General features: G+C 71.1%; 18 protein-coding genes. 14 read left to right on the top strand and 4 right to left on the bottom strand.

Features of this window, described 5'->3' with window-relative positions:
* From BM396_RS01350 to BM396_RS01335, 4 genes are all read right to left on the bottom strand, one after another.
* Complete coding sequence (locus tag BM396_RS01350) at window positions 1–1395, bottom strand: BCD family MFS transporter (protein WP_210281282.1); 1395 nt, start codon at window positions 1393–1395, stop codon at window positions 1–3.
* Window positions 1395–2279 (bottom strand): chlorophyll synthase ChlG, encoded by an 885-nt coding sequence (gene chlG / locus BM396_RS01345; RefSeq protein WP_043353924.1) that lies wholly within the window; start codon window positions 2277–2279, stop codon window positions 1395–1397. The genes BM396_RS01350 and chlG overlap by 1 nt, the downstream gene beginning before the upstream one ends.
* Before the next feature lie 292 nt (window positions 2280–2571).
* Entirely contained in the window at window positions 2572–4023 is a 1452-nt protein-coding gene (gene ppsR / locus BM396_RS01340; protein ID WP_051976085.1) for a transcriptional regulator PpsR, read from the bottom strand.
* 40 nt (window positions 4024–4063) lie between these two features.
* Window positions 4064–4954 (bottom strand): cobalamin B12-binding domain-containing protein, encoded by an 891-nt coding sequence (locus BM396_RS01335; RefSeq protein WP_043383075.1) that lies wholly within the window; start codon window positions 4952–4954, stop codon window positions 4064–4066.
* A 317-nt stretch (window positions 4955–5271) separates the two neighbouring features.
* Here BM396_RS01335 and bchF point away from each other — a divergent pair, with 317 nt between their 5' ends.
* The 14 genes from bchF (at window position 5272) to hemA (ending at window position 20875) form a co-directional block, all read left to right on the top strand.
* Window positions 5272–5778, top strand: a complete 507-nt coding sequence (bchF, locus tag BM396_RS01330) for a 2-vinyl bacteriochlorophyllide hydratase (protein ID WP_043346566.1) — start codon at window positions 5272–5274, stop codon at window positions 5776–5778.
* Entirely contained in the window at window positions 5775–7049 is a 1275-nt protein-coding gene (locus tag BM396_RS01325) for a ferredoxin:protochlorophyllide reductase (ATP-dependent) subunit N (protein ID WP_043383078.1), read from the top strand. Before bchF ends, BM396_RS01325 begins: the two co-directional genes overlap by 4 nt.
* A 4-nt stretch (window positions 7050–7053) precedes the next feature.
* On the top strand, window positions 7054–8652 hold the full coding sequence (gene bchB, locus BM396_RS01320; protein ID WP_043383081.1) for a ferredoxin:protochlorophyllide reductase (ATP-dependent) subunit B: 1599 nt from the start codon (window positions 7054–7056) through the stop codon (window positions 8650–8652).
* A complete protein-coding gene (locus tag BM396_RS01315; RefSeq protein ID WP_043383084.1) occupies window positions 8627–12331 on the top strand; it encodes a magnesium chelatase subunit H in 3705 nt (1234 codons plus the stop codon). The genes bchB and BM396_RS01315 overlap by 26 nt, the downstream gene beginning before the upstream one ends.
* A complete protein-coding gene (gene bchL / locus BM396_RS01310; protein WP_043346558.1) occupies window positions 12328–13221 on the top strand; it encodes a ferredoxin:protochlorophyllide reductase (ATP-dependent) iron-sulfur ATP-binding protein in 894 nt (297 codons plus the stop codon). Before BM396_RS01315 ends, bchL begins: the two co-directional genes overlap by 4 nt.
* Window positions 13222–13237: 16 nt before the next feature.
* Window positions 13238–13990, top strand: a complete 753-nt coding sequence (bchM, locus tag BM396_RS01305) for a magnesium protoporphyrin IX methyltransferase (RefSeq protein ID WP_043383088.1) — start codon at window positions 13238–13240, stop codon at window positions 13988–13990.
* Entirely contained in the window at window positions 13987–15417 is a 1431-nt protein-coding gene (locus BM396_RS01300) for a BCD family MFS transporter (RefSeq protein WP_043383090.1), read from the top strand. Before bchM ends, BM396_RS01300 begins: the two co-directional genes overlap by 4 nt.
* 18 nt (window positions 15418–15435) lie before the next feature.
* On the top strand, window positions 15436–16215 hold the full coding sequence (puhA, locus tag BM396_RS01295; RefSeq protein WP_043383093.1) for a photosynthetic reaction center subunit H: 780 nt from the start codon (window positions 15436–15438) through the stop codon (window positions 16213–16215).
* Complete coding sequence (gene puhB / locus BM396_RS01290; RefSeq protein WP_043383096.1) at window positions 16212–16862, top strand: photosynthetic complex putative assembly protein PuhB; 651 nt, start codon at window positions 16212–16214, stop codon at window positions 16860–16862. The genes puhA and puhB overlap by 4 nt, the downstream gene beginning before the upstream one ends.
* Before the next feature lie 11 nt (window positions 16863–16873).
* Window positions 16874–17368, top strand: coding sequence for a photosynthetic complex assembly protein PuhC (gene puhC / locus BM396_RS01285; RefSeq protein WP_051976086.1), 495 nt, complete (start codon window positions 16874–16876; stop codon window positions 17366–17368).
* Window positions 17368–17664 (top strand): hypothetical protein, encoded by a 297-nt coding sequence (locus BM396_RS01280; protein WP_020095258.1) that lies wholly within the window; start codon window positions 17368–17370, stop codon window positions 17662–17664. The genes puhC and BM396_RS01280 overlap by 1 nt, the downstream gene beginning before the upstream one ends.
* Window positions 17661–18749: a magnesium-protoporphyrin IX monomethyl ester (oxidative) cyclase gene (gene acsF, locus BM396_RS01275; RefSeq protein WP_043383098.1), complete on the top strand. Its 1089-nt coding sequence runs from the start codon at window positions 17661–17663 to the stop codon at window positions 18747–18749. The genes BM396_RS01280 and acsF overlap by 4 nt, the downstream gene beginning before the upstream one ends.
* A 1-nt stretch (window position 18750) precedes the next feature.
* The gene (puhE, locus tag BM396_RS01270; RefSeq protein ID WP_043383101.1) at window positions 18751–19545 is read left to right on the top strand and encodes a putative photosynthetic complex assembly protein PuhE; all 795 of its coding nucleotides are present in this window, start codon (window positions 18751–18753) and stop codon (window positions 19543–19545) included.
* Between the two features lie 112 nt (window positions 19546–19657).
* Window positions 19658–20875: a 5-aminolevulinate synthase gene (gene hemA, locus BM396_RS01265; RefSeq protein ID WP_043383104.1), complete on the top strand. Its 1218-nt coding sequence runs from the start codon at window positions 19658–19660 to the stop codon at window positions 20873–20875.
* Window positions 20876–20903: the final 28 nt, after the last annotated feature.

Raw genomic sequence — 20903 nt, 5'->3', positions numbered from 1 at the left:
TCACCTCGCGCTGAAGGCAGGATCGAGCGGCACCGAATCGGGTGCCGGAGCGGGTTCGAGCCGGGCCGCCAGGACGACCGCGACGAGGAAGAGCACGCCTTCCGCGGCGAAGACCGCCGCGTAGGCCTGGACCGGTTCGGCGGTGACGAGCCGGACGGCATCCACCGCCGCCGCCCCCAGAAATCCGCCGGCCCCGAAGGCGACGCCCTGCGCGGCGCCCCAGACGCCCATGCGGGTGCCGCGCTCCCGTGCGTCGCCGCGGCCGGCCAGCGCCATCATCGAGCCGATGGCGGCCACCGCGTAGGCACCGTTGGCGACGCCCAGGGCGAACACCGTCGCGCGCAGGGGGAAGTCCGAGCCCGCCGCCACGCCGCTCGCCAGGGCGAAGAGGGCGGCCGCCGAGCCGGCGCAGCCGATCCCGATCCAGAGCCGCAGGGAGGCGAGGGCGGTGCCGCGGGCGGCGAGGGTCACCCCCGCCACCAGCAGCATGCCGGCGAGCACCCCGCCGTGCTGCAACCCGGCGAGCTTGGTGGTGGCGCCGGGGCTCATCGCGAAGACGAGGCCGGCATAGGGCTCCAGGATCAGTTCCTGGGCGCTGTAGGCCAGCATCGAGACGAAGACGAAGATCGTGAAGGTCCGGGCCACGGGATCGGCCAGCACCTGGGCCAGCACGGTGAAGAACGGCCGGCGCGCCTCCGCGGGCTCCGGGGCGCGGACCGGCAGGCGGCGCTCGATGCCGGCGACCGCCAGCGCCGCCACGCAGAAGGCGACGAGCGAGACCGTGCCCGACACCGCCACGAGCCGCAGACCGGAGAACGGATCCAGGAAATGCCCGGCGAGCGGCGCCGTGACGGCGAAGCCGACGATCATCATCACCCAGACGATGGTGGCGGCCGCGCCCCGCCGGGCCGGGGCGACGCCCCCCGACAGCAGGACGAGGAGCGAGGTCCCGGCCGCGCCGACGCCCATTCCGACGCACAGGAAGGAGAGGGCCGCGAGGGCGAGGCCCAGGGCGAGGTTCTCGGCGGCGAGCGCGGTGCCGCAGGCGGCGCCGAACCCGCCGAGGCAGAGGGCCACCATGCCGCCGACGATCCAGGGGGTGCGCCGGCCGCTGCGGTCGGACCCGTAGCCCCAGCGCGGGCGCAGGACCTGCACGGCGTAGTGCAGGGCGACCAGCAGGCCCGGCACGATGGCGGGGAGCGCCAGTTCCACCACCATCACCCGGTTGAGGGTGGCGGTCATCAGCACGACGACGCTGCCCAGCGCCGTCTGGACGAGGCCGAGGCGGACGATCTGGGGCCAGCCGAGATACCCGTCGGACGCGACCGCTCGCCCGCCCGCCTTCGCGGGGGACGGGCGGGCGCCCGGCCGTTCCGTACGCGAGCCGCCCGCCATCACGCCCCTCCCACCAGCGGGCGCAGCGCGAAGGCCGAGACCAGCATGCCCAGGACGTAGAGGGTGGTGCCGGTGCCGTTGTACCAGATCGCCCGCTCCCGGGGGTTCTCGAGGAACCGGACCATCAGGGCGGCCTGGCCGGCGAGCAGCGCCGCGACGAGGCCGGCATGCCAGTACCGCTCCCAGCCGACGAGGAGCGCGATCACCGCCACCTGCGGCAGGGCCATCACGAGGCAGGCGAAGCGCGCGGCGCGCTGCGAGCCCATCTGCACGGGCAGGGACAGCAGACCCATGCGCCGGTCACCCTCCACCGACTTGAAATCGTTGAGCGTCATGATGCCGTGGGCGCCGGCTGCGTAGAGCAGCGCCACCAGGAGCACCCGCCGGTCCGGCAGGGCCGCGGCCATGACGGCGGCGCCGGTGAACCAGGGCAGCCCCTCGTAGCAGAGCGCCACCGCGGCGTTGCCCCACCAGCCGTTCCGCTTCAGCCGGACCGGCGGCGCCGAGTAGATCCAGGCCAGCACCAGCCCGAACAGGGCGGCTCCGAGGATCCAGGGCCCCAGGGCGGCGGCCACCACCAGCGACAGCAGCGTCCAGCCCAAAGCGAGGTAGAGCCCCCAGCGGCCCGGGATCCGCCCGGAGGGAATCGGCCGGTTCGGCTCGTTGATCGCGTCGACGTGGCGGTCGAACCAGTCGTTGGCGGCCTGGCTGGTGGCGCAGACCAGCGGCCCGGCGAGCAGCACCCCGGCGGCGATCACCGGCCATTGGCCGCTGGCCGGCTGCCCGGAGGAGATCACCCCGCAGGCGAACGCCCACATCGGCGCGAACCACGTCAGCGGCTTGAGCAGCTCGATGACTGCGCTCGGGGCGGGCGTAGCGGCCATGGCGGGAGGCTACCGGGCCCCGCCGAAGTGTCAAGGCAGATTTACACCACGCGGCGGAATGTGCGCGGCGTTTGTCCAGCGAATACAACCCGCACGTCAGGAATACATTATCCGGCACACCGGGAAGTCGCGGGGCGCAACGCCTCGGCGGCGGCCGGTTTTACCGGTGCGGCGGCGGTCCTGCGCGCGCGATCCGGCGGTCGTGCGCGCGGAACGCGGCCATCCTCGCGCGTCGGGCGCGGTCAGGCGCGCGGCAGTCCGCCGAGGGCCGAAAGGGAGTCCGGCGCCCGCCTCAGGCGTCGTCGGCCGGGCCGTCCAGATCGCCGACGCCGTAGCGACGCATCTTGGCGTAGAGGCCCTGCCGGCTGAGGCCCAGCATCTCGGCCGCCGAGGCCCGGTTGTCCCGGGTGATCCGCAGCGCCGCCTCGATGCAGAGCTTCTCGATGAGGTCCGTGGTCTCGCGCACCAGGGTCTTCATCGAGACCCGGCCCACCAGCTCGGTCATCTGCTCCACCGAGCGGGGCAGCCCCCGCCCGATCGCCGAGGCGGAGCGCCCCTCGGCGATCCGCCGCGGGCCGGACCGGATGGCGAAGCCGAGGCAGGGGCGGGGGCCGGCCACCGACACGGCGGCGACCTCCACATCCTCCAGGCCGCCATAGGCGCCCCGGATGACGGTGGCGAAGCGGCGCACGGCGCCGTGGTCGACCAGGGTCGCGAACAGGGCCTGCGCCTCCATCTCGTCGCGGCCGAGCCAGTGGTCGAGGGTCCGCCCGCGGGCCTGCCCCTCGGTGGCGAGCTGGGCCAGCTCCAGGAAGGCGGCATTCGCCATGAGGACGCGCCGCGACGGGTCGGTGACGACGAATCCTTCCGGCATCGCCGCCAGAACGGCGGCGGTGGGCGCCTCCTGATCGGGCCCGGACGCCGTCGCCGCCGGGTCGGCGGCCAGCTGCAGCAGGGCGCTGGCGCCGCCCTCGCCCCGGAACAGCGAGGCCGACACCGTGACCTCGCCCCGCTCGTGCGGCAGGGACGCCCGGATCGCCCCGGCCTGCCCGGTCGCCCGCAGGGCGGCGAACTGCGCCTCCAGGGCCCGGGCGCTGGAGGCGTCGAACAGGTCGACGGCGTCCTGGCCGGTGATGCGCCGTGCGGGCCGCCCGAGCAGGCGCGCCGCGGCGGGATTGACCTCGGCCACCCGGCGCGTCCCGGCATCGACCACCAGCACCGGCTCGCCGGAGATCTGAAACAGCAGCCGGTAGCGGGTCTCGGCGGCGCGCAGGCGGTCGTAGTCCCGCTCCAGGGCCTGCTGCGTCTCCATCAGCCGGCGCTGAAGGGCCGCCACCGCCCGCATGTCGCGCCCGAGCACGAGGATCGGACCGTCCCCCGCCGGCCGGATCGAGGCGTAGCGGATCGGCAGGTCGATCCCGTCGGGGCAGGGATGGTTCACCTGGCGCCATCGGGTGATGCCCTCGGCCCGGGCATCCCGCAGAAGCGCGTTGACCTTCGGGCGGCTCTCCACCGTGACCGTGTCGATCCAGCGCCGGCCCAGCCAGCCCGCCACCGTCTCGGCCTTGAGATCGGCGCCGACCGTCGCGTCCCGAATCACCCCGTCGGCATCGATCACCAGCGACAGGTCCGTCGATGCCGCGACGATGCGGCCGACCGCCTCGCCTTCGAGGAGGCCGGCCACCTGCTGCAGGGCCGCGGGCGGCGACTGCGAGGTGTGGCGAGGCTGGGGCGTCACGGTCACCGCAATGTGATTGCAATGTGATATTCGGATACCAACCCTTTCAGCAGGCCAATGCCTGTCTGTCCAGCAAAGCTTCCGCCGCGGCGGGCGCCAGGCAGGCGTCCGACACGCAGGCATCTGCCCCGACGATCCCCGCCTCGCCGCCGTAGCGCGCGAAATAGGGGCCGCCGACCAGAACGCGGATCTCCCGGTTGCGGGAGTCGCGGCGCACCTCCGCCACGGCCCTCGTCAGGGCCGGCAGCAGCACGTCGCAGGAGAGCGACAGGCCGACCACGTCGAACCAGTCGGTGCGGAGCAGCGTCAGGGGATCGACCTCGGGACCGGGCACCGCCGTGGTCACGTCCCAGCCGGCCTCCCGGAAGAAGCTCGCGACGATCGACAGGCCGAAGACATGCGTCTCGCCGGGACAGGGCAGCAGCAGCACGCTGCGCCCGTTGGCCGGGATCGATTCGTCCTCCAGCTCGGCGCAGAGGCGTCGGCTCACCGCATGGAGCCGCCCGAGCGCCTCCGTCACCGCCAGGAAGTCGCAGGCATCCTCCTCCCACAGCGCGCCGAGGTGGCGGGCCGCCGGGGCGAGCAGATCGAGGAGCAGGCGGGCCAGGGGCAGGCCGCCGTCGCGCAGGACCTCCACCCGGGCGTCGAGATCGACCGGACCGGCCTCCAGGAGCAGGGCGCTGAACTCGGCGATCTCCCGGGGACTCGGCGCGCGATTCGCCGGGCGGCCGCGGCCGGCGGGCCGGTGCGCGAGCATCAGCCGGGGCAGGATCTCCGCCTCGACCACGCGGGCGAGCATGTCCGGAACGGGCCGGCGCAGATCGGACCAACCGACGGGGCTATCGCGGAACACGGAACGACCATCGCTCACAGGGTTACAGCCGGCCGCGGGCTGGCCGTGATCCAGGCGATCGCCGAAATGCCTCCAGTCTCCCATCGGCATCCCTCCCTGAGTCGGCCCTGGCCCGGGAGGACCAGCGGCACCGCTCGTGTCCTGGGTGCGGCGTTGCTCGCCTGTCTATTCTTTGCGTTCGTCAGTCCCGGATCTGACAAGTGAAACTGCGGCAGTCTCCAGCCGTCGAGCCCGACGATACGCTTCCTGGCGATCTTGGCAATGATCTTATTCGAAGAAAAAATATCTCTCACCTGTCATGTTCCGAAACCGTCAAGCGCACTTGACACTTCTGGGACCCTCGCCCTAGCCTCTGTCAACGACGGAGCCTTTGGCGCCGCCGAGCACCAGGGAGCGGATGCATGGGTCCCGAGGACCGGCCGGCACGACCGCTCTACACGCCTGCCGAACGGCGACGGCGCGACTCTTCGCCTTGGACCCTGGTTCAGGGCGTGCTGGCGCCTCTGCAATTCGCGATCTTCCTGATCAGTCTCGTCCTGGTGCTGCGCACCCTCGCCACCGGTGCAGGTCAGTTCGCCGCTGAGATCTCGGTCGTCGTGAAGACCCTGGCGCTCTATGCGATCATGGTCACCGGCTCGATCTGGGAAAAGGCGGTGTTCGGGCGGTGGCTCTTCGCACCGGCGTTCTTCTGGGAAGACGTGGTCAGCATGCTCGTGCTGGCCCTCCACACAGCCTATCTCGCGGCTCTCATCACGGGCGCACTCAGCGGGCAGGCGCTGCTGCTGCTCGCGCTGGCGGCCTACGCGACCTACGTGGTCAATGCCGGCCAGTTCCTCATGAAGCTCCGCGCCGCCCGTCTCGAGGGCACCGGCAGCCGCGCACCGCGCCTCGCGGAGGCGCTGTCATGAACGCTCCCCTGATCCACCAGCCTCCCTGCGGCGGCATCGACCTGCACCAAGAGCAGGGGCAGAGGGCGGTGTTCTGCGGCCTCACCGGCATCGTCTGGCTCCACCGGAAGATCCAGGACGCCTTCTTCCTCGTGGTCGGCTCACGGACCTGCGCGCATCTGATTCAGTCCGCAGCAGGGGTGATGATCTTCGCCGAGCCGCGCTTCGCGACCGCGATCATCGACGAGCGCGACCTCGCCGGGATCGCCGACGCGAACGAGGAACTCGACCGGGTCGTGACCCGGCTGATCGAGCGGCGGCCGGATATCAAGCTCCTGTTCCTGGTGGGCTCCTGCCCGTCGGAGGTGATCAAGCTCGACCTGTCCCGGGCGGCGCAACGGCTGTCGGGGCGCCTCGCCCCCGTGCGGGTCCTGAACTACTCCGGCTCCGGCATCGAGACGACGTTCACGCAGGGCGAGGATGCCTGCCTCGCCGCCCTGGTGCCGGACCTGCCCCGCGAGGTCGAGACGGCCGCGCCGTCGCTCCTGGTCGTCGGGGCGCTGGCCGACGTGGTGGAGGACCAGTTTCTTCGGATTTTCGCCGCGATGGGGATCGGCGACGTCCGATTCCTGCCTGCCCGCCGGGCCGACACGATGCCCGCGGTCGGGCGCAACACGCGCTACCTCCTGGCCCAACCGTTCCTGGCCGACACGGCCCGCGCCCTCGAAGAGCGCGGCGCCCGCCGGCTCCCGGCGCCGTTCCCGCTCGGTGCCGAGGGCACGACCGGATGGCTGCGGGCGGCGGCCGAGGCGTTCGGCGTCGCCGAGGCCGTCTTCGACCGGGCGACGGCCCCGGGCCGCACCCGAGCCGAGACCGCCCTAGCGCCCCATCGCGAAAAGCTCGCGGGCAAGCGCGTGTTCTTCTTCCCTGATTCACAGCTCGAAGTGCCGCTCGCCCGCTTCCTCGCCCGGGAACTCGGCGCGGATCTCGTGGAGGTCGGGACGCCTTACCTGCACCGGGCGCATCTGGCCGCCGAGATCGAGCTGCTGCCCCAGGGTACGCGGGTGACCGAGGGCCAGAGCCTCGACGACCAGATGGACCGCTGCCGGGCGGCGCGCCCGGACCTCACGGTCTGCGGCCTCGGCCTGGCCAACCCGCTGGAGGCGGAGGGTCTGTCGACCAAGTGGTCGATCGAGCTGCTGTTCACGCCGGTACAGGGCTACGAGCAGGCCGGCGACCTCGCCGAGCTGTTCGTGCGCCCGCTCCGGCGCCGCGCCCTGCTGGAGGTGTAGCGCCATGCAGCTCACCCTCTGGACCTACGAGGGTCCCCCGCATATCGGCGCCATGCGCGTCGCAACGGCGATGTCCGGCCTGCACTACGTGCTTCACGCGCCGCAGGGCGACACCTACGCGGACCTGCTGTTCACGATGATCGAGCGGCGGGACGCCCGCCCGCCCGTCACCTACACCACCTTCCGCGCGCAGGATCTCGGCCGCGACACCGCCGAGCTGTTCAAGGAGGCGGTCGCCGCCGCGCACGCACGCTTCCAACCCCAGGCGATGATCGTCGGCGCCTCCTGCACCGCCGAGCTGATCCAGGACGATCCGGGTGGCCTCGCCAAGGCCCTCAACCTGCCGATCCCGGTGATCCCGCTGGAGCTGCCCGCGTACCAGAAGAAGGAGAACTGGGGCGCCTCGGAGACCTTCTATCGCCTCGTCCGGGCGCTCGCCGGTCCGCCGGCCCCGCGTCCGGCGCGCGAGCCCGGTCGGCGGCCGCTCTGCAACATCCTCGGGCCGACGGCTTTGGGCTTCCGCCACCGGGACGATCTGATCGAGATCCGACGTCTGCTCGACTCCCTCGGGATCGCCGTCAACATTGTCGCGCCGCTGGGAGCCTCTCCGGCCGACCTCGGCCGCCTCGGGGACGCCGATTTCAACGTCGTGCTCTACCCCGAAACCGCTCGGTCGGCCGCGGAGTACCTGAAGAAGAGCTTCGGGCAGCCATTCACGCAGACACTGCCGATCGGCGTCGGCGGCACCCGCCGGTTCGTCGCCGAGGTGGCGGAGATCGCGGGAATCGATCCGGCACCCGTGCTCGACGGCCCGGGCTCGCGCCTGCCCTGGTACTCGCGGTCGGTCGATTCGACCTACCTGACGGCCAAGCGCGTCTTCGTGTTCGGGGACGCGACGCATGCCATTGGCATCGCCCGGGTCGCGGCGCGCGAACTCGGCTTCACGGTGGTCGGTCTCGGGACCTACAGCCGCGAATTCGCCCGCGAGGTCCGCGCCGAAGCGGCCGAGCACGGGATCGAGGCGCTGATCACCGACGACTACCTCGACGTCGAGGCGGCGATCCGCGCGGCGGCACCGGAACTGGTGCTCGGCACCCAGATGGAGCGCCACGTCGCCAAGCGGCTCGGCATCCCCTGCGCGGTGATCTCGGCGCCGGTCCACGTCCAGGACTTCCCGGCCCGTTACGCGCCGCAGATGGGGTTCGAGGGCGCCAACGTCCTGTTCGACACCCTGGTCCATCCGCTGATGATGGGCCTCGAAGAGCACCTCCTCGGCATGTTCCGGGAGGATCCCGAATTCCACGACGGCGTCGGCCCCTCGCATCTCGGCGGCAAGTCCTTCGGGACTCCGGCGGACGGGGCGCTCGAGGCCGGAGAACGGGCGCCGGCCGACACCCCTCCGACGTCGGCGCCCGTTCCGATCCTGCTGGACAGGCCGGTCGCGACCGCGTGGTCGCCGGAAGCCGAGAAGGAACTGAGAAAGATCCCGTTCTTCGTGCGCGGCAAGGCCCGCAGCAACACCGAGACCTTCGCCCGGGAGCGGCACCTGCCGCTCATCACGATCGAGACCCTCTACGATGCCAAAGCGCATTACGGCCGCTAGGCCGCCGATCCGCGTCGTCATCGTCACGCTCGACAATCATTTGGCGAGCGCGGTGGAACGGGCGCGCCTGCGCCTCCGGTCCGATATGCCGGGGCTGGTGCTGGGCTTCCACGCGGCAGCCGAGTGGGAGACCGATCCTGCGACGCTGGAGGCCTGCCGGGCCGACATCGCGCAGGCCGACATCGTGCTCTCGGCCATGCTGTTCATGGACGAGCATGTCCGGGCGATCCTGCCGGCGCTCGCGGCCCGGCGCGAGGCCTGCGACGCGATGATTGGCTGCATGTCGGCGGGCGACGTGGTGAAGACGACGCGGCTCGGCCGCTTCGACATGAGCGGCACCAAGCGCAGCGCCCTCGACTTCCTGAAGAAGCTGCGCGGCAAGCCCGGCCAGCAGGGCAATGCCGGCCGGCAGATGGCCCTGGTGCGCAAGCTGCCGAAGATCCTGCGCTTCATCCCGGGCTCGGCCCAGGACGTGCGCGCCTACTTCCTCACCCTGCAATACTGGCTGGCGGGCTCCGACGAGAACGTCGCAGCCCTGGTGCGTTTCCTCGTGCACCGCTACGCGGCGGGCGAGCGGGCGGCCTGGCGCGACGGGCCGGCGGCACCCGCGCCCCTCGACTACCCCGAGACCGGCCTCTACCACCCGCGCCTGCCCGGCCGAATCGGCGCGGACCCGTCTCGGCTGCCGCGCCGGGCGGACGCGACGGGCCGCGTCGGCCTCCTGGTGATGCGCAGCTACGTGCTCGCCGGCAACACCGCCCACTACGACGGCGTCATCGCGGCCCTGGAGGCCAAGGGCCTCGACGTGGTGCCGGCCTTCGCCAGCGGTCTCGACAACCGCCCGGCCGTGGATTCGTTCTTCATGCGGGACGGGCGCGCCTGCATCGACGCCCTCGTGTCCCTCACCGGCTTCTCCCTGGTCGGCGGCCCCGCTTACAACGATGCCGCTTCCGCCGAAGCAATGCTGGCCCGACTCGACGTGCCCTACCTCGCCGCCCAGGCGCTGGAGTTCCAGACGCTGGAGCAGTGGGAGGCGGGTGAGCGCGGCCTGTCGCCGGTCGAGGCGACCATGATGGTCGCGATCCCCGAACTCGACGGCGCCACCGCCCCGATGGTTTTCGGGGGCCGCTCCGCCGCGTCGGGCAGCGACAATTCCCGCGACATGCGGGTCCATCCCGAGCGGGCCGCGCGTCTCGCCGAGCGGGTCGAACGGCTGGTGTCCCTGCGCCGGACCGAGAAAGCCGAGCGCCGACTCGCCGTGGTGCTGTTCAATTTTCCGCCGAATGCCGGCGCCACCGGCACGGCGGCGTTCCTGTCGGTCTACGCCTCGCTCCTCAACACCCTGAAGGGCCTGGCGGCCGACGGCTACAAAGTCGACGTCCCTGAAAGCGTCGATGCCCTGCGCGCAGCGATCCTTGAGGGCAACGCCAAGCGCTACGGCACCCAGGCCAATGTCCACGCCCGCATTCCGGCCGAGGATCACCTGCGGCGCGAGACTTACCTCGCCGAGATCGAGACCCAGTGGGGCCCGGCGCCGGGCCGCCATCAGACCAACGGCGCCGAGATCTTCGTGCTCGGAGCGCAGTTCGGCAACGTCTTCGTCGGAGTCCAGCCTGCCTTCGGCTACGAGGGCGACCCGATGCGGCTGCTGTTCGAGCGCGGCTTCGCGCCGACCCACGCCTTCTCGGCCTTCTACCGCTACCTGCGGGAGGATTTCTCCGCCGACGCCGTGCTGCATTTCGGCACCCACGGGGCGCTCGAATTCATGCCCGGCAAGCAGACCGGCCTGTCCGAGGCCTGCTGGCCGGAGCGGCTGATCGGGGCGCTGCCGAACGTCTACCTCTACGCCGCCAACAACCCGTCGGAGGGGACGCTCGCGAAGCGCCGCTCGGCCGCGACGATGGTGAGCTACCTGACCCCGAGCCTCGCGGCGGCCGGGCTCTACCGCGGGCTGATCGACCTGAAGAGTTCGATGGAGCGCTGGCGCGGCCTCGACCTCGAAGCCGGGACGGAGCGGGAGAGTCTCGCCCGGATGATCCAGGACCAGGGCGCGGCCCTCGATCTCGTGGCCGCCGAGCCGGCCTGGACCGGCGATCTCGGCGCCCGGGTCGGCGCCCTCTGGTCCGCCGTGCAGGAGTTGGAGCAGACCCTGATCCCGCACGGGCTGCACGTGGTCGGAGCGGGGACGCCGGAGGTCGAGCGGGTCGACCTGCTCCTGGCGCTCGCCGAGTCGGCGCACGGCGTGAGTCCGGAGCGGGCCGGGATCGAGGCCCTGGTGGCCGGGCACGGCGTCGAGGCAGCGCTGACGGCCTCCGGCCTGTCCGCCGACGAGACCAGCCGCGCCGCCTTCGCGAGTCTGGCCGAGACCGACCGGCTGCTCGCCCGGGACCACGAGGTGCCGGCGCTGCTGCGGGCCCTCGACGGCCGCTTCGTTCCGCCGGTGGCGGGCGGCGACCTGCTGCGCAACCCTGCGATCCTGCCAACGGGCCGCAACCTCCACGGCTTCGACCCCTACCGCCTGCCTTCCGCCTTCGCGGTCGCGGACGGTGCCCGGCAGGTGGCCCGCATCCTCGAACGCTTCGCGGCCGACGGAAAGCCCTGCCCGGAGAGCGTTGCCCTGGTCCTGTGGGGCACCGACAACCTCAAGAGCGAGGGCGGCCCGATCGCCCAGGCGCTGGCGCTGATCGGCGCCGCGCCCCGCTTCGACGGCTACGGCCGCCTGAGCGGCGCCGAGCTGATCCCACTGGAGACCCTTGGCCGCCCGCGCATCGACGCGGTGGTCACCCTCTCGGGCATCTTCCGCGATCTCCTGCCGCTCCAGACGAAGCTCCTGGCGGAGGCTTCGTACCTCGCCGCCACCGCGGACGAGCCGCTGGAGCAAAACTTCGTCCGCAAGCACGCCCTGGCGATCCAGGCCGAGCAGGGCTGCGACCTGGAGACGGCGGCCCTGCGGGTCTTCTCGAACGCCGAGGGGGCCTACGGCGCGAACGTCAACCACCTTGTCGATTCGGGGAGCTGGGACGACGACGCCGAGCTGTGCGAGACCTTCTCGCGCCGCAAGAGCTTCGCCTATGGCCGCACCGGCCGCCCGGCGCCGCAACGCGCCCTGATGCAGGCGGTGCTGGCCTCCGTCGACATGGCCTACCAGAACCTCGACTCAGTCGAGGTCGGCGTCACCTCCGTCGACCACTACTTCGACGGCCTCGGCGGCATGGGCCGGGCGGTGGCCCGCGCCAAGGGTGAGGCGGTGCCGATCTACATCAGCGACCAGACCCGCGGGGAGGGGCGCGTGCGCTCCCTCGAGGAGCAGGTGGCGCTGGAGACGCGCACCCGCATGCTCAACCCGAAATGGTACGAGGGCCTGCTCGGCCACGGCTACGAAGGCGTCCGCCAGATCGAGACCCACCTGACCAACACGGTAGGCTGGTCGGCCACCGCCAACGCGGTCCAGCCCTGGATCTACGAGCGGATCACCGAGACCTACGTCCTCGACCCCGCCATGCGCGAGCGCATGGCGGCCCTCAACCCCACCGCCTCCGCCAAGGTCGCCCAACGACTGATCGAGGCCCACCGCCGCGGTTTCTGGACTCCCAACGCAGAGATGCGCGACGCCCTCGACCGGGCCGAGGAGGAGCTGGAGGATCGTCTCGAAGGCGTCACCACAGGAGTCGCCGCATGAACATCGCCATCCGCAATCCGGTCGTCGCCCGGAAGGAAGAAGGCAGCGTCCAGGTCGCTCTGGACCCGGACCTGAAGATCGAGACCGCCAAGGTGTTCGCGGTCTACGGCAAGGGCGGCATCGGCAAGTCGACCACCTCGTCGAACCTGTCGGTGGCCTTCTCCAAGCTCGGCAAGCGCGTGCTCCAGATCGGCTGCGACCCGAAGCACGACTCGACCTTCACCCTGACCAAGCGCCTCGCCCCCACGGTGATCGACGCCCTGGAGGCAGTGAACTTCCATTCGGAGGAGCTGCGCGTCGAGGACTTCGTGGTCGAGGGCTATAACGGCGTCATGTGCGTCGAGGCCGGCGGCCCGCCCGCCGGCACCGGCTGCGGCGGCTACGTGGTCGGCCAAACGGTGAAGCTCCTCAAGGAGCACCATCTCCTGGAAGACACCGACGTCGTGGTGTTCGACGTGCTGGGCGACGTGGTCTGCGGCGGCTTCGCCTCGCCGCTCCAACACGCCGACCAGGCGCTGATCGTCACCGCCAACGATTTCGACTCGATCTTCGCCATGAACCGGATCGTGGCGGCGATCCACGCCAAGTCGAAGAACTACCCCGTGCGCCTGGGTGGCGTCATCGCCAACCGCTCGGCCAAGACCGACGAGATCGACCGGTTCAACGACGCGGTCGGCCTGAAGCGCCTGGCTCATTTCCCCGACCTCGACGTGGTCCGCCGCTCGCGGCTCAAGAAGTCGACCCTGTTCGAGATGGACTCGTCCCCGGAGCTCGACGCCGTGACCGCGGAGTACATGCGGCTCGCCGAGACGCTGTGGTCGGGCGCCCCGCCCTGCGAGGCGGTCCCGATGAAGGATCGCGACCTGTTCGAGTTCCTCGGTTTCGATTGAGTTTGGGGTCCGACCGATGGCCAGCGCCAGCTACGACGCCCGCCGGGGCGAGTTGACCACCTACTTCGACCGCACCGCGGTCGAGGCGTGGTCGCGCCTGACCTCGGACGCGCCGGTGAGCCGCATCCGCGCCACGGTGCGGGCAGGCCGCGACGCCATGCGGGCGACGCTCCTCTCCTGGCTGCCCGCCGACATGACCGGCCTGCGCCTGCTCGATGCCGGCTGCGGCACCGGGGCGCTCAGCGTCGAGGCGGCGCACCGCGGGGCGGAGGTGGTGGCGATCGACGTCTCGCCGACGCTGATCGGGCTGGCGCAGGAGCGGCTGCCGGCGATCGCCGGGGCGGGCCGCATCGAATTCCGGGTCGGCGACATGCTCGATCCGGGTCTCGGCCGCTTCGACCACGTGGTGGCGATGGATTCGCTGATTCACTACCGGGCTGCCGACATCGCCCGGGCGCTGGCGGCGCTGGGTGCGCGCACCGACGGCTCGGTGCTGTTCACCGTGGCGCCGCGCACGGCCCTGCTGACTGTGATGCACGCGGCGGGCAAGTTCTTTCCCCGCAGCGACCGTTCGCCCGCGATCGTGCCGGTGACCGAGGGCGGCCTGCGCCGTCGGATGACCTCTGAAACAGCGCTCGACGCCTTCACCTGGGCGCGGAGCCACCGGATCAACAGCGGATTCTACCTGTCGAACGCGGTGGCGCTGACGCGCGCGCGCCCGTCCGCCTCTGCGGGATCGGGGGCGGCGTCGCCGGGGGTGCGGACATGAACGCCGCATCCCAGAAACTCACCCGCGCGCTGATGCGCCTCGGCCCGGCGATCCTCCCCTTCGCGGATGCCGCAACCGTCGAGCTGCCCCTCGGGCGCCTGCTTCGGCTCGCCCTGTTCCAGGTCACCGTCGGCATGGCGGCGGTGCTGCTGATCGGCACCCTGAACCGGGTGATGATCGTCGAACTGGGGGTGCCGGCCTGGATCGTCGCGGTGATGCTGGCGCTGCCGCTGATCTTTGCGCCCCTGCGGGCGCTGGTCGGCTTCCGCTCGGACACGCATCGCTCGCTGCTGGGCTGGCGGCGGGTGCCCTACATCTGGTTCGGCACGCTGCTTCAGTTCGGCGGCCTCGCGATCATGCCGTTCGCCCTGTTGATCCTGTCGGGCGACACCACCGGGCCGCTCTGGGTCGGCAACCTTGCGGCGGCTCTGGCCTTCCTGCTGGTCGGTGCCGGTCTGCACACGACCCAGACCGTCGGGCTGGCGCTCGCCACCGACCTCGCCCCCGCGCATGCAAGGCCGAAGGTGGTGGCGCTGCTCTGCGCGGCCCTGCTGTTCGGCATGATGGCGAGCGCCCTGCTGTTCGGCCTGTTCCTCGCCCATTTCTCGCCGGTGCGCCTGATCCAGGTGATCCAGGGCGCCGCCCTGGTCACCATCATCCTCAACGGGTTCGCCCTCTGGAAGCAGGAGCCGCGCGATCCCAACCGGACGCAGACGGCGCCGCAGCGCGACTTCCGGTCGTCCTGGCGGGCCTATGCGGGCGAGGGCACCGCCCGCCGTCGCCTCGTGGCGATCGGCCTCGGCACGGCGGGCTTCTCCATGCAGGACATCCTGCTGGAGCCCTATGGCGGCCAGATCCTGCACCTTTCTGTGGGCGCGACCACGGCCCTCACGGCGCTGCTCGCCGCGGGCGGCGGGCTGGGCCTGCTGGTTGCGGCGCGCTGGCTCGGCCGCGGGGGCGATCCGTTCCGGGTGTCGGCGGTCGGCGTCGGCATCGGCATCCTCGCCTTCTCGGCGGTGGTCTTCGCCGCGCCGCTGGCCTCGGCCGACCTGTTCGCCGCCGGCGTCAGCCTGATCGGGCTCGGCGGCGGCCTCTTCGCCCACGGCACGCTCACCGCCTCGATGAATCGCGCCGGCCCCGAGGATACGGGGCTGGCGCTCGGCGCCTGGGGCGCCGTGCAGGCGACCGCCGCGGGCCTGTCGATCGCGGCGAGCGGCCTCGTGCGCGACGTGGGCGGCGCCATCGCCCAGTCGGGGGTGCTCGGCGAGGGCATGAACGAGCCCGCGATCGGCTACCTCATCGTCTACCACATCGAGATCGCCCTGCTGTTCGCGGCGCTCCTCGCGCTGGGGCCGCTGGTGCGTGAGGACGCACGGACAGAGGATCGAGACCGCATCGCCAACGGCCTTGCCGGCCGGACGGCCTGACATTCGGGGAGGACAGCCATGCCAACCGGCGCACTTACGGGTTATGTCGACGTCGCCCAGGTCGTGCTCTACGCGTTCTTCATCTTCTTCGCCGGGCTGGTCTTCTGGCTGCGCCGCGAGGACCGGCGGGAGGGCTACCCGCTGGAGAACGAGGCCGTCGGCCGCCGCAAGGCGGACGATCCGATCCTGATCCCCCGGTCCAAGGCCTTCCATCTCCCCGGCGGCGAGACCACCTACGCACCGCAGGCGGTGCACGGCCGGGACGACATCGAGACCGGCATCCCGGCCCGCAAGGTCGAGCCCTGGCCCGGCGCTCCCTACGAGCGCACCGACACGTCGCTCCAGGCCGGCGTCGGCCCCGGCTCCTGGGTGCTGCGACACGACGTCCACGACCGGACCTGGGACGAGGAGATCCGCATCGTTCCCCTGCGGGTGGCGAAGAACTTCGTCATCCACGAAAGCGGCCCGAACCCGATCGGCATGACGGTGTTCGGCACCGACAACGCCGTGGCGGGCGTGATCAGCGACGTCTGGGTCGACCGCGGCGAGTCGCTGATCCGCTACTATGAGGTGGAACTCCCGGCGGGCGGCCGCCGGCTGATGCCGACCACCTTCTGCCGGGCCGGCGGCTTCACCAAGACGGTGACGACCGAGGCGCTGCTCGCCAGCCAGTTCGCCGACATCCCGACCACCCGCGATCCCGACAGCGTGACCTTCCTGGAGGAGGAGCGGATCGTCTCGTATTTCGGCGCCGGCACGCTCTACGCGACGCTGGCCCGGGCGGAGCCCCTGATATGAGCGGCGACTTCCTCCCCGAGGGCACCCCGCGGGGCCTGCCCGGTCCTCTGCCGGCGGGCGAGCGCATCCTGTGGCAGAGCAAGCCGACCACCTTGGGCCTGTTGGTCCGGGTGTTCCACGCCCGTCTGGTGATTGCGTGGTTTGCGGTCTGCGCCCTGGCCTTCGGCCTGGCGGCCGGTTCGCCCGCCTCGGCCCTGAAGGTGGTGGGACCGACCCTGGTGATCGGCGCGGGCGCCGTCGCGCTGCTCTGGCTGCTCGCATGGCTCACCCATCGGACGACGCTCTACACGGTGACCAACCGTCGTGTCGTGCTGCAGGCCGGCATCGCCCTGCCGGTGACCCACAACCTGCCCTTCGCGCAGATCGAGACTGCGGCCCTGCGCGCCTTCACGGATGGCAGCGGCGATCTCCCTCTGCAGTTGCGGCCGGGCATCCGCATCGCCTACCTTCACATCTGGCCGCATGTCCGGCCCTGGCGTCTCGCCCGGACCGAGCCCATGATGCGGTCCGTACCGGAGGCCGACGCCGCGGCGGCGCTGCTGGCACGGGCCCTCGCGGCCCATGCCGACGGCACCGCGCCGCCGGTTCGGGTAGCGCAGCTCGAGCGCGCGGACGAAAATTCCGGTCGCCTCGTCGCGGCCGAATAGGGAGGGGCACGATGGGCGAGCGGGCGGAGGGCGCCGGCCGGGCGATGGGGCCGGCGGGACCGGCACCGGCGCTGCTGATGGTCGGTGCGGGCGCACTCATGGGCTTCACCATGCTGGCGGTCCTGATCGGCCGGAGCGAGCAGGTCGGCCTCGTCGCACTGCCGCCCGCCAAAGCGGTGGCGCGGCTCGAATTCCGCGCCGAGGATCAGATCGACGGCTCGATCGCCCTGCGGGACATCGCCGACCGGCACATCGTCGCCTGGATCCGCCCCGGCGAGGACGGCTTCCTGCGCGGGACCCTGCGGGGCCTCGCCCAGGCCCGCCAACGGGAAGGCCTGGGGCCCGAGCAACCGTTCAGCCTGACCCGCTACGAGGACGGCCGGCTCGCGCTCGCCGACGAGGCCACCGGCCGCCGGGTGCCGCTCGAGGCCTTCGGGCCGACCAATGCCGGCGCCTTCGCCCGGCTGATGCCCGCCCCGGGCGTACCCGCCACGGAGACGCGGTGATGGGCCTGTTCGGCAGCCGCACCGTCACCGTACCCTGCACGGTGGAGATCGAGCAGACCCCCGAGAGCCTGCACGCCCACGTGACCCTCGATGCCGGCTTCGAGATCGAACCCGGCGACGAGGTCCAGGTCCACGACGCGCCGACCTCGGTGCCCTACGGCGAGCGGCTGACCGTGCGCCGCACCGCCACGGTCACCCGGGCCGGGGCGCTGGAGCGGGCCTGGACCAAACTCATCGCCCATCTCGAGCTGACCGAACTCTACGAGGTCAGCTTTTCCGAGAGGAGGAAGCTGTGAACGCATCTGTCCCGCCGCCCTCCGGCCAGCCTGTCCCCAAGGTCCCGGTCAACGAATCGACGCGGGCCGCCCAGGAGACGACGTTCCTCAGCCCGCGCTTCTACACGACGGATTTCGACGAGCTCGATCGCACCGATGTCGAGCCCGTGCGCCGCGACTGGGATCTGCTCATTGCCGAGCTGCGCGCCGACCCGAACAAGCGCCACTTCACCCGCAACGAGGAGTTCGACTGCGACCTGTCGCAGATGGAGCCCGAATTGCGGAAGGAGTTTTTGGACTTTTTGGTTTCCTCCATCACGGCGGAGTTTTCCGGCTGCGTCCTCTACGCCGAGATGAGGAAGCGGGCGAAGAACAAAGATATCAAGGAATTGTTCGGCTTCATGAGCCGGGATGAGGCGCGTCACGCCGGGTTCATCAACGATACGCTCAAGGATTTCGGCATCGGCGTGGATTTGGGGTTTCTTACAAAATCCAAGAAGTACACGTTCTTTCGACCGAAATTCATCTTCTACGCCACCTACCTCTCGGAGAAGATCGGCTACGCCCGCTACATCACGATCTTCCGCGAGCTGGAGCGGCACCCGGAGCGGCGCATCCATCCGATCTTCAAGTGGTTCGAACTCTGGTGCAACGACGAGTTCCGCCACGGGGAGGCCTTCGCGCTCCTGATGCGCGCGAACCCGAAGCTGACGAGCGGCGTGAACCGCTACTGGATCCGATTCTTCCTGCTTGCGGTCTTCGCCACGATGTACGTGCGCGACCATCACCGGCCAGCCTTCCACAAGGCGCTCGGGGTCGATCCCACCGACTACGACTTCAAGGTCTTCCGGATCACCTCGGAGATCTCCCGGCAGACCTTCCCGCTGGAGCTCGATCTCGACAACCCGAAGTTCAAGGCGGGGCTCGACCGGCTGCTTGCCTGCTCGCGGGCGATCGCCGACGCCAAGGCGCGGGGCGGCGTCGTCGGCACGGTGCAGCACGGCGTGCAGGTGCTGCGGGCGGCCACGACCTTCGCCCGGCTCTATCTCCTCCCCGTCAAGGCCAACGCCCTGCCGGCCGACATCCGCCTCCAGCCGGTCTGGTAGCATGGGGACCTACGCCGCCCCGGTGGTCTACGCGGTCCTGCTCTGGTGGTTCTCTACCGGGCTGATCCTGCTGCTCGACCACGCCCCGCGGCGGACGCATGCGTGGAGCATGGCCGGGGCGACGCTGCTGCTCGCGGGCGCCCTGTTGGCGATCCGGTCCAGCGCCGCGGACACGAGTGCCACGGGGGCCTACACGGCCTTCACGGCGGCGCTCGTCGTCTGGGGCTGGCAGGAAATGAGCTACTACATGGGCTTCCTGTCCGGCCCCAAGCCGGCCGCCTGCGCGCCGGGGGTGCGGGGGTTCGACCGGTTCCTCGCGGCGCTCGCCACGAGCCTGTGGCACGAATTCGCCATCGTGATCGGGGGTCTGGCGGTCCTGGCCCTGGTCTGGGGCAGCCCCAACCGCTTCGCCCTGTGGACCTACGGCACCCTGGTGGTGATGAACCTCTCGGCGCGGCTCAACCTGTTCCTGGGGGTGCGCAACCTCCACGCCGAGTTCCTCCCGGACCATCTCGGCTACCTCGCCTGCTACCTGTCCCGGAAGCCGATGAACCTGCTGTTTCCGGTCTCCGTGAGCCTGGGGACCATCGCGGCGGCGCTGCTCGGACGCGCGGCCCTGGGGCCGGACCTGCTGGAGCACGAGCTGATCGGCCTCACGGTCCTGGCGACGCTCACGGCGCTCGCCACCCTGGAGCACTGGTTCCTGATGCTGCCGCTGCCCTCGGCGGAGCTGTGGCGCTGGAGCCTGCCGGCCCGGGCGCCCGGGGAAGCGGCCGGACCGCCGGATCACGTGTAGGCCGAGGGATCACGAACGGGCGACGCACGTCCACCAATCTGGAACTGGTCTTGTGCGAAGTCCGGTGTCACAGGCGGGATCAACCCGCAGGATTTGTTCGGGGAGAGGCGACATGGACTACGAGACCTTCTTCGGGGCTGAGATCGCCGGGCTCCACCGGGAGGGGCGCTACCGGGTCTTTACCGACCTCGAACGCCACGCGGGCAACTTCCCGCACGCCACGCACCACCATGCCGGCGGCACGCGTCCCGTGACGGTGTGGTGCTCCAACGACTATCTCGGCATGGGCCAGCACCCGGCCGTGACCGGCGCGATGCATGAGGCGATCGACCGCTGCGGCGCTGGCGCCGGCGGCACCCGCAACATCTCGGGCACCAACCACTACCACGTGCTCCTGGAGCGCGAGCTCGCCGACCTCCACGGCAAGGAGGCGGCCCTGCTGTTCACCTCCGGCTACGTGTCGAACTGGGCGGCGCTCGGGACCCTGGCCTCACGCCTGCCGAACTGCGCGGTCTTCTCCGATTCCGAGAACCACGCCTCGATGATCGAGGGCATCCGGTTCTCCCGCGCCGAGCGACACATTTTTCGTCATAACGACCCGGAGGACCTGAACCGCAAGCTCGCCCTGGTCGATCCGGCCCGACCGAAGCTCGTGGCGTTCGAATCCGTGTACTCGATGGACGGCGACATCGCCCCCATTGGAGAGATCTGCGACGTGGCCGAGGCCCACGGGGCACTCACCTACCTGGACGAGGTCCACGCGGTCGGCCTCTACGGCGCCCGCGGCGGCGGCATCTCGGAGCGGGACGGCGTCGCCCACCGGCTCGACGTGATCGAGGGGACGCTGGGCAAGGCGTTCGCCGTGCACGGCGGCTACATCACGGCCTCGGAGAAGCTCTGCGACTTCGTGCGCAGCTTCGCGTCGGGCTTCATCTTCACCACCTCCCTGCCACCCGCGGTGGCGGCGGGCGCGGCGGCGTCGATCCGCCACCTGAAGACGAGCGGCGAAGAGCGCGCCCGGCACCAAGAGCGCGTGGCGAAGGTCCGTCAGGCGCTGGAGGCCGCCGACATCCCGACCATGCCCAACGACAGCCACATCGTGCCGGTGATGGTCTGCGACCCGGTGCTGTGCAAGGGGATCTCCGACACCCTGCTCGACGAGTTCGGCATCTACGTGCAGCCGATCAACTACCCGACGGTGGCCCGCGGCACCGAACGCCTGCGGATCACCCCGTCGCCGCTGCACACGGATGCCGACATCGCCCGTCTCGTCGAGGCCCTGACCACGATTTGGGGGCGGATCGGGCTTCGGCAGAAGGCGGCGGAGTAAGGCGCTCTTCCCTCCCCCTTGCGGAGAG

This window comes from Methylobacterium sp. UNCCL125 (assembly GCF_900116795.1).
Lineage (GTDB): Bacteria > Pseudomonadota > Alphaproteobacteria > Rhizobiales > Beijerinckiaceae > Methylobacterium > Methylobacterium fujisawaense.
Note: the sequence above shows the minus strand (reverse complement) of the source record. Positions and strands in the feature narration are given on the sequence as shown.

What these genes read in the sequence shown, in the direction of transcription:
- bchL (WP_043346558.1), top strand. Translation starts at nt 12,328, where the DNA reads ATGAACATCGCCATCCGCAATCCGGTCGTCGCCCGGAAGGAAGAAGGC.
- bchM (WP_043383088.1), top strand. Translation starts at nt 13,238, where the DNA reads ATGGCCAGCGCCAGCTACGACGCCCGCCGGGGCGAGTTGACCACCTAC.
- BM396_RS01335 (WP_043383075.1), bottom strand. Translation starts at nt 4,954, where the DNA reads ATGGGAGACTGGAGGCATTTCGGCGATCGCCTGGATCACGGCCAGCCC.
- BM396_RS01315 (WP_043383084.1), top strand. Translation starts at nt 8,627, where the DNA reads ATGCCAAAGCGCATTACGGCCGCTAGGCCGCCGATCCGCGTCGTCATC.
- bchB (WP_043383081.1), top strand. Translation starts at nt 7,054, where the DNA reads ATGCAGCTCACCCTCTGGACCTACGAGGGTCCCCCGCATATCGGCGCC.
- BM396_RS01325 (WP_043383078.1), top strand. Translation starts at nt 5,775, where the DNA reads ATGAACGCTCCCCTGATCCACCAGCCTCCCTGCGGCGGCATCGACCTG.
- puhE (WP_043383101.1), top strand. Translation starts at nt 18,751, where the DNA reads ATGGGGACCTACGCCGCCCCGGTGGTCTACGCGGTCCTGCTCTGGTGG.
- puhB (WP_043383096.1), top strand. Translation starts at nt 16,212, where the DNA reads ATGAGCGGCGACTTCCTCCCCGAGGGCACCCCGCGGGGCCTGCCCGGT.
- bchF (WP_043346566.1), top strand. Translation starts at nt 5,272, where the DNA reads ATGGGTCCCGAGGACCGGCCGGCACGACCGCTCTACACGCCTGCCGAA.
- puhC (WP_051976086.1), top strand. Translation starts at nt 16,874, where the DNA reads ATGGGCGAGCGGGCGGAGGGCGCCGGCCGGGCGATGGGGCCGGCGGGA.
- BM396_RS01350 (WP_210281282.1), bottom strand. Translation starts at nt 1,395, where the DNA reads ATGGCGGGCGGCTCGCGTACGGAACGGCCGGGCGCCCGCCCGTCCCCC.
- BM396_RS01300 (WP_043383090.1), top strand. Translation starts at nt 13,987, where the DNA reads ATGAACGCCGCATCCCAGAAACTCACCCGCGCGCTGATGCGCCTCGGC.
- BM396_RS01280 (WP_020095258.1), top strand. Translation starts at nt 17,368, where the DNA reads ATGGGCCTGTTCGGCAGCCGCACCGTCACCGTACCCTGCACGGTGGAG.
- chlG (WP_043353924.1), bottom strand. Translation starts at nt 2,279, where the DNA reads ATGGCCGCTACGCCCGCCCCGAGCGCAGTCATCGAGCTGCTCAAGCCG.
- puhA (WP_043383093.1), top strand. Translation starts at nt 15,436, where the DNA reads ATGCCAACCGGCGCACTTACGGGTTATGTCGACGTCGCCCAGGTCGTG.
- hemA (WP_043383104.1), top strand. Translation starts at nt 19,658, where the DNA reads ATGGACTACGAGACCTTCTTCGGGGCTGAGATCGCCGGGCTCCACCGG.